The sequence below is a fragment of the Amycolatopsis sp. lyj-90 genome (genome assembly GCF_046549035.1).
GTDB lineage: Bacteria > Actinomycetota > Actinomycetes > Mycobacteriales > Pseudonocardiaceae > Amycolatopsis.
Genome location: NZ_JAJPWP010000016.1, coordinates 197,310 through 204,322, shown reverse-complemented (window position 1 = coordinate 204,322; position 7,013 = coordinate 197,310). Strand labels below are relative to the sequence as shown.

At 63.3% G+C, this 7,013-nt stretch carries 7 protein-coding genes; 1 reads left to right on the top strand and 6 read right to left on the bottom strand.

Annotated elements, in window-relative coordinates:
• On the top strand, positions 1 to 859 hold an 859-nt coding region (locus tag ACLJPX_RS42550; RefSeq protein WP_410605835.1), incomplete at its 5' end, for an asparagine synthase-related protein.
• 36 nt (positions 860 to 895) lie between these two features.
• Here ACLJPX_RS42550 and ACLJPX_RS42545 read toward each other — a convergent pair.
• From ACLJPX_RS42545 to ACLJPX_RS42520, 6 genes are all read right to left on the bottom strand, one after another.
• Positions 896 to 2,125 (bottom strand): cytochrome P450, encoded by a 1,230-nt coding sequence (locus tag ACLJPX_RS42545; RefSeq protein ID WP_410605834.1) that lies wholly within the window; start codon positions 2,123 to 2,125, stop codon positions 896 to 898.
• Positions 2,122 to 3,195: a fatty acid desaturase gene (locus tag ACLJPX_RS42540; protein WP_410605833.1), complete on the bottom strand. Its 1,074-nt coding sequence runs from the start codon at positions 3,193 to 3,195 to the stop codon at positions 2,122 to 2,124. Before ACLJPX_RS42540 ends, ACLJPX_RS42545 begins: the two co-directional genes overlap by 4 nt.
• Positions 3,188 to 3,436: an acyl carrier protein gene (locus ACLJPX_RS42535; protein WP_410605832.1), complete on the bottom strand. Its 249-nt coding sequence runs from the start codon at positions 3,434 to 3,436 to the stop codon at positions 3,188 to 3,190. Before ACLJPX_RS42535 ends, ACLJPX_RS42540 begins: the two co-directional genes overlap by 8 nt.
• Positions 3,437 to 3,474: 38 nt before the next feature.
• On the bottom strand, positions 3,475 to 4,416 hold the full coding sequence (locus ACLJPX_RS42530; protein ID WP_410605831.1) for an acyl-CoA desaturase: 942 nt from the start codon (positions 4,414 to 4,416) through the stop codon (positions 3,475 to 3,477).
• A complete protein-coding gene (locus ACLJPX_RS42525) occupies positions 4,413 to 5,222 on the bottom strand; it encodes an acyl-CoA desaturase (RefSeq protein WP_410605830.1) in 810 nt (269 codons plus the stop codon). Before ACLJPX_RS42525 ends, ACLJPX_RS42530 begins: the two co-directional genes overlap by 4 nt.
• A 65-nt stretch (positions 5,223 to 5,287) precedes the next feature.
• The gene (locus ACLJPX_RS42520) at positions 5,288 to 6,895 is read right to left on the bottom strand and encodes a fatty acyl-AMP ligase (RefSeq protein WP_410605842.1); all 1,608 of its coding nucleotides are present in this window, start codon (positions 6,893 to 6,895) and stop codon (positions 5,288 to 5,290) included.
• Positions 6,896 to 7,013: the final 118 nt, after the last annotated feature.

The following is a 7,013-nucleotide window of genomic DNA, read 5'->3' as shown; positions in this document are numbered from 1 at the left end:
CGTCGTGCTCAACCCGGCCGAGCTCAGCGACCCGGAGGTGCGCCGCAAGGTGCTGACCGCGCGGGACATCCCGGCCGGGCTCGGCGACTTCGACACCTCGCTGTACCTGCTGTTCAAGGCGATCCGCCAGGAATCGACGGTGGCGCTCTCCGGTGAATCGGCCGACGAGGTCTTCGGCGGCTACCGCTGGTTCCAGGCGGAATCCGCAGCGAGCTCGGGAGCCTTTCCATGGTTGGACCGGATGAATCTCACCAGCTCCTGGTCGCCACTCCTCACCGAAGAGACGCGTCGCGTTCTCGACATATCGACGTACACGTCCGACCAGTACAGCGCCGCCGTCGCCCAGGTGGCGACCCTCGATTCCGAGGACATGTACGAAAGCCGGATGAGAACGGTCTGCCATCTCCATCTGACCCGGTTCGTCCGGATCTTGCTGGACCGCAAGGACCGGGCGTCGATGGCCGTCGGGCTCGAGGTACGGGTGCCGTTCTGCGACCACCGCCTCGTCGAGTACGTCTACAACACGCCCTGGTCGCTGAAGACCTTCGACGGCAGGGAAAAGAGCCTGCTGCGGCACGCCACCAAGCACGTCCTGCCCGCTTCGGTGCGTGACCGGGTCAAGAGCCCGTACCCGTCCACTCAGGACCCCGGCTACGCGGCGGCGTTGCAACAGCAGGCCAAGGAGGCACTGACAGAACGGGACAACCCCGTGTTCTCGCTGATGGAACACGGTCTTCTGGAACCTCTGACAGACCTGGACCCGACGAAGATGACCGCGGTTCAGCGCATCGGGCTCGACCGGTTGCTCGACCTCTACCACTGGTTCGAGATCTACTCACCCGAGCTGATGCTCGACTGACCCACGGCTTCACTCTGCTCTCGTGGTACTTCGCCCTCACCGCCGGGCGCCGGGCGAACTCCCGCGCAGGTCGACTTCCAGCCGGGCAAGACCACGTTGGACCAGCTGATCACGATACCGTGGCTCGCTCGCGAGCGACATGAACGGATAGGTCTCCGTGAGCGTCGCCAGTCCCGACGTGGCCACGATTCGGGCCAGCTGCGCGCCCAAGCAGTAGTGCATACCCAGACCGAAGGACAATGGCCGGTTCGGTGCCCTTCTCGGCTCGAACACATCCGGTGCGGAAAACCTGGCCGAATCACGGTTCGCCGCAGCCAGCATCAGCATCACCCGGGCGCCGGGCTCGACCTGTGCCTCGCCGATGGTGACGTCTGTGCCGGCGATCCGCGTCAGGACTTGACTAGGAGGGTCGAAGCGCAGAACCTCGGTCACGAACGCTTCCGTCTCGGCGGCCCGGAATCGGTCCGGTTCGATCAGCGCCATCCTGACCGCACCCGCGATCAGATCGCTGGGGCTTTGTACACCGGCGATCAAGAACATGACAAGACCTGCCACCAATTCGTCGGTGGAGATCGTTCCGGTCGCGTCCGCCTCCCGCACCATCGTGGTGGTCAGATCGTCGCGTGGATTCTTGCGCCGGTCGGCCGCGAGAGCCGCCATGTAGTCCACCAGAACGTCCATGCCCGAGTCGCCGGCCGAGAGCTCCCGCAGATCGGAGATCGGTTCAAAGGCGGTGGTCGTGTCCGTGATCACCGATCGGAGCGCGATCTGGTCCGAGGGGGGAATCCCGTAGAGTTCACCGGTGACAGCGAGCGTGAGGCGCGAACTGAACTCCTCGACCAGATCGACAGTGCTGCCCTCAACCGTGTCCAGTCGCTCGGCCAGCGCCTTCGCCTCAGCGCCGATCATGGACTTCAGCCCGGTGATGCTCTGCGGTTGATAGGCCCAGCGTGAGAAGTTCTTCAGGCGATCGTGGTCGGTACCGTTGTTGAACATCATGATCTTGGCGAAGCACTGCCAGGACGAATGCTCGATCATTCCGGTCTTGCGATGGACGGTGGCATCGGTGACGAGAAGTCCGGGCTCACGCAGCGCCGCGGCACACGCGTCGTATCCTTGCACGAAGACCAGTTTGGCACCGAGCTTGACGACCGGGCCGAGCTCCCTGAGTGCCACATAGAGACCGTATGGCTCGCGTTTACCAGCCGGCGTGAACAGCTTTCCCAACGCCTCACTCGGGCCGAGACTCTTGTCGACAGTGGTCACGAGACCCTCCTCGGAGGTACCGGCCTGCGGTCGAAGTCCTGGTAGAAGCCACCATGTTCGGCATCGTGTAAATGCAGGTCTTTGAGAATTCCCCAGAATGCGGCGAGAGTGAATCTGCGCTGCCGAATCATTCCGGGATGAGCCCGTTTCAGGGCTTCCTGTGCTTGCGGAAGATTGTAGTAAGGGATCGCCGGCGCGACGTGATGCGGGCTGTGGATGGAGATGTTGTGGGTGAGGACGCGCAATGGCCTTGGATAGGTGTAGTCAGTCGTCATCAGCAGCTTGCCCGCGTTCCTGGTCCACTGCCGTGAATCGAGGAAGGGCAGGTCGTGCGCACTATGGTGCATCAGCGTCGTCGCGCTGAACCACAGATGGATGGCCAGCCACGGCGCGAAGAACGCGGGCAGCAGCGCCCACACGCCGGCGACGAACACCAGTGTGCCCAGGTGCACCGCTCCGACGGCGACGGTGAACGCGATCGACCACCGAACCTCACGGCGCATCGACGCCTTCGGGAAGAAGCCCGGCCGGAAGCCGGAGAGCAGCCAGTAGCGAATGGTCCCTCCCCAGAACGCCCAGGTTCGCGTTCCGGCGTAGACGAGTTTTCCCAGCCACGAAAGCCTGTCGTACAGATTCGGCGGCAAAGGACGCCAGTCGGTGTCGAGTTCGATGTTGTTGGTGTGCGCGTGATGCATGTTGTGCACATGACGCCAGGCATGGAACGGATAGAGCAGTGGTATCAGCGCGACGCCGCCGATGAGCACGTTGAACCGGCGCGAGCGGGAAAAGGACCCGTGCCCACAGTCGTGCGCGATACAGTGCAGTCCCCATCCTCCGAGGCCTGCCGTGAGCCACAGAGGAATCCACAGTGGCCACTGTGGAATGAGCAGGATTCCGACCACCGAACAAACGTACACACCACCACTGAGAAGAAACCCCGACAGGCCACGCCAGACCCGCGGCTCGAAGTACTCTTTGGGAAGGGAATCGGTGAGCCGTTTTCCCTCCAGACTGCGGGACTTTTCCAGGAATTCTTCCAGTTCCGGAGGCACCGTACCGGCTTCAGTCATGATCGTCTCCGCGGTTCATCAGATGGCCGACGAGTGCGTTGATCGAGTGGTGTTCGTAAAGGATCGCCGGGGAGAGCCTGCGTTCCAGCAGCTTTTCCAGCCTGCCGGAGATCTGCATCCCCGCCCGGGAGTCCATGCCGTAGGACTCGAAGTCCTTGTCCGGGTCGACCTCCGATGCCGGGATATCGAGATGCGCGGCGAGTTGCCCGGTCAGCCAGTCTTGGAGGTGCTTCGCGGTCACCGGCGTATCAATGACTTTCGTGCGGCGTCGGAACATGCCTAGTCCTTTCCGGAATTCTTGTTCTTCGCCGCACGCTTCGCGATCGACATGGGACTGGGCGTGCGCAAGCCCCATACGAGACCCGCCTTTCCCAGCACCGCTATGATCCAGCCGCTGAGATCGGGCTCCCACCAGCGCACAGCGTGACGGTACGAGCGAGGGAACGCGTGATGGTTGTTCTGGAGCCCTTCTCCGAACGTGAGAATCGCGACCCACCACGAGTTCGTACTCTGGTCGTCGTTGCTGAACGGTCTCCGGCCGAAGGCATGACAGATGGAGCCGACAGCCCATGAAGCCTGATTGGCCGCGAAGATGCGAGTGAGCCCGCCGAAGACAAGTCCGGTGAAAGCCGCCCACAAGGACTTCCCGACGGCGAAACCAAGCAACGCCGGCAGTGCGATGCCGAGCAACACCCAGCAGGGATAGAGGCGGTGGTGCGCCACCAAGCGGCGATCACGCAGGACGTCGGGGGCGGACACGGACCATCGTGTGGACTCCTCGCTCAACATCCATGGCATATGGGCATACCAGAGCCCACGCAAACGCATGCGCCACCCGACGCCGTGCAGATTCGGCGAGTGCGGATCGCCTTCGTGGTCCGCGAACCGGTGATGGCGCCGGTGGGTGGCCACCCAGAACAGCAGCGGTCCTTGCGCTGCCATCCCACCGGCGGCCATGAGTACGTCCTGCATCCAGCGCGACGTCTTGAACGACCGATGTGTGACATAGCGGTGCAGCCCGATCGTGACTCCGGCGATGTGGACGCAGTACATGCCGACGAACAGCCAGATGTCCAGCGCCGTGAACCGGCCGGTGGCGAGGAGGTACACCGCCATGCCGGTGCCCAGCGTCGGCAGGATCATCGTAGTCAACGCGGAGAAGCGTTTTATTCTCAAGCTGTGCGGGTCCAGCCGGACGACGCCACGTTCGTGGGTCGTCATCGTGCCGATCCTTTCGCTACTCGACGCGCGGGATAGCGCACGTCGTGGATGAGACCGGCACGGTCGAGCAGGTGGATGATCGCACCGGTGGGGTCGAACTGCCAGAAGCCTTGCCGGTTGTGCGCCAGCGAGGGCCTGGCATGGTGATTGTTGTGCCAGGAGCCCCCGACCGTGATCGTCGCCAGCGACGCGATGTTATGACTGCGATCGCGTGTGCGGTGCGGGCGGTCACCGAAGAGGTGACCCAGGGAATTGACCGACCAGGTGACATGGTGCAGGACGAACATCCGTGCGAACCCACCCCACAGCAGACCGCCTACCGCCCCGTGGACGCTGCCTTCGAGCGCCATGCCCGCGGCTGCGGGTATCACCAATCCGAGGAGGACCCATAGCGGATACAGCCGGTTCAGCCGGACGACGGTCCGGTCACGCAGGAGCTCCGGTACGAGCCGGTGCCAATGCCACGAAGCCGGGTCCACCGTGAACAGCCATCCCATATGTCCGTGCCAGAAGCCTTTCAGCCGGCTGAGCGGACCGCTGCCGACGGGCCGGGGCGAGTGCGGGTCACCCTCGCGGTCGGTATAGGCGTGATGGCGGCGATGCACGGAGACCCAGAAGAGAATGGGGCCTTGAGCGGCCATGCTCCCCGCGATCCCGGTGAGGACGGTGACCACCGGCCCGCCGGTGAAGGCCCTGTGCGTGAAGTACCGGTGTAGTCCACCTTCCACGCCGAACGAGGTAATCAGGTACATCACTACGAACAGCGAAACATCGTTGAAGCTCAGTCCGTAGTACGCCGAGAACATCACCGCGGCGGCCGCCCCCAGGGTGGAGACGCCTACTGTCGCACAAGCGACTATGTGAAGTGCTCTCATCGAAGCCCTGCCAAGTGCCTGCGCCGGGCTTCGAACCTGCGCAGTTTTCCACTCGTCGTACGCGGGATACGACCGATCGGCACGAAATCGACCACTTTCGGTCTCACGCCGTGTGCCGACACGATGGCCCTGATGATCGCTTCTCCTGCCTCGTCCAGATTCCTGGTGACACGACGTTCGACGACGATCACGAGTTCCTCGCCGGTCCCGACCGGGATACCGAACGCCACTGAGCGGAACACCGCTGGGTGACAGGCGTTCACCGTCGCTTCGACGTCTTGGGGGTGAATATTGCGTCCGGCGATCACGATCAGGCCGCTGATCCTACCTGTGACGAACAGTTCGCCCTGGCGGAGGTATCCGAGGTCACCGGTGCGCAACGCATCTGACCCGGGCCCCGCCCCAAAGGTGAACTCCGACGCCTGAGGATCGCCGAAGTACCCGGCGGCGACGTTCGGTCCCCGAACATGGATCTCTCCGGCTTCCCCGTCCGGGCAGAGCTTCCCGGTATCGGGATCGGCTATGACTACCTCGTGTCCTGCCGCCGGGATACCACAGCTGACGTTGCTGTCGTCCACGTGAACCTCTTCGCCCGCCCGCTTGCCGCTGACGAAGAGGGTCGCTTCGGCGAGGCCGTAACAGGGGATCAACGACGTAGGGGCAAGACCCAGAGCGCCGAACCGGGCCAGGAAGCGGCTCAGAACCTTCGGATGAATCGGCTCGGAGCCACAGAACAATTGCCGTAGCGTATGCAGACCGAGTTCGGCCGATTCCTCGACCGAGATGGTCTCCGTACATAACTCCAACGCGAACGCCGGTGCCACCGTGATCGTCACATCGAAGTCGTCGATCGCCCGTAACCATCGCACAGGAGCTTGCATGAAGTGCTCGGGATCCATCATCACCAGTGGCCAGCCGCCGTACGCCGCGAACAGCAGAGTGCCGATCAATCCCATGTCGTGATACGGCGGGAGCCAGGTCAAGCCGATCCGATCGGGCTCTTCGCCGATGTGGGCCGTCAGCGCGGCGCAGTTGCTCATCAAGTTGGCGTGCGTAAGCACGACCCCCTTCGGGGCCGCTGTCGAACCTGAGGTGTACTGCAGCAACGCCGGTTCTGCGGGAGTGAATCCCGGGTCTTCGCCACTTTCGGCATCGCTGATCTCGAGGATGAGGAGTCTCTCCGGCAGTACGGCGTCATCCTGGCCCCTGTCGACCATGATCGCGTGCGGAGCACAATCGAACAGAATGGACGACAGTCGATCCGCAGTCCGCTTTCCCGATGGCGGAAAGGTGGGCACGACGGTCGCCCCCGCATGCATGATACCGAGCAGTCCCGCCACGTAGTCCAATCCCGGTCGGACCGCGAGGGCGACTCGGGCCGCTGCCGGGCACGAGGATCGGACCTGGGCGGAAACAGCGAGAATCCGGCGCCACAAGGAATGATATGACAAAGAAGAAACACTCACTGACGTGCCGTCACGGAGATGGCGGTAAGCCGTCCGGTCTGGCTGCTCGAGTGCCCGACTTCGCACTATGTCGATCAGTGTACGCGCGCCCGGTCGCGTCTCAGCCGACGCGAGCTTGACCTCATCAGCGCCGATCATCGAGTTACCCGCTTTCGCGACTATGCCGATCACCGATTTTAAGAACACTCACCGAAGAACGGAAGGTTTTTCCGGCCAGAGAACTTGCCCGAATGTTCATCGCGCGCCCGGAACACTC

Bases quoted from the DNA above. Each gene is read 5' to 3' on its own strand.
- ACLJPX_RS42540 (WP_410605833.1), bottom strand. From the start codon at position 3,195: ATGACTGAAGCCGGTACGGTGCCTCCGGAACTGGAAGAATTCCTGGAA.
- ACLJPX_RS42530 (WP_410605831.1), bottom strand. From the start codon at position 4,416: ATGACGACCCACGAACGTGGCGTCGTCCGGCTGGACCCGCACAGCTTG.
- ACLJPX_RS42525 (WP_410605830.1), bottom strand. From the start codon at position 5,222: ATGTTCTCGGCGTACTACGGACTGAGCTTCAACGATGTTTCGCTGTTC.
- ACLJPX_RS42520 (WP_410605842.1), bottom strand. From the start codon at position 6,895: ATGATCGGCGCTGATGAGGTCAAGCTCGCGTCGGCTGAGACGCGACCG.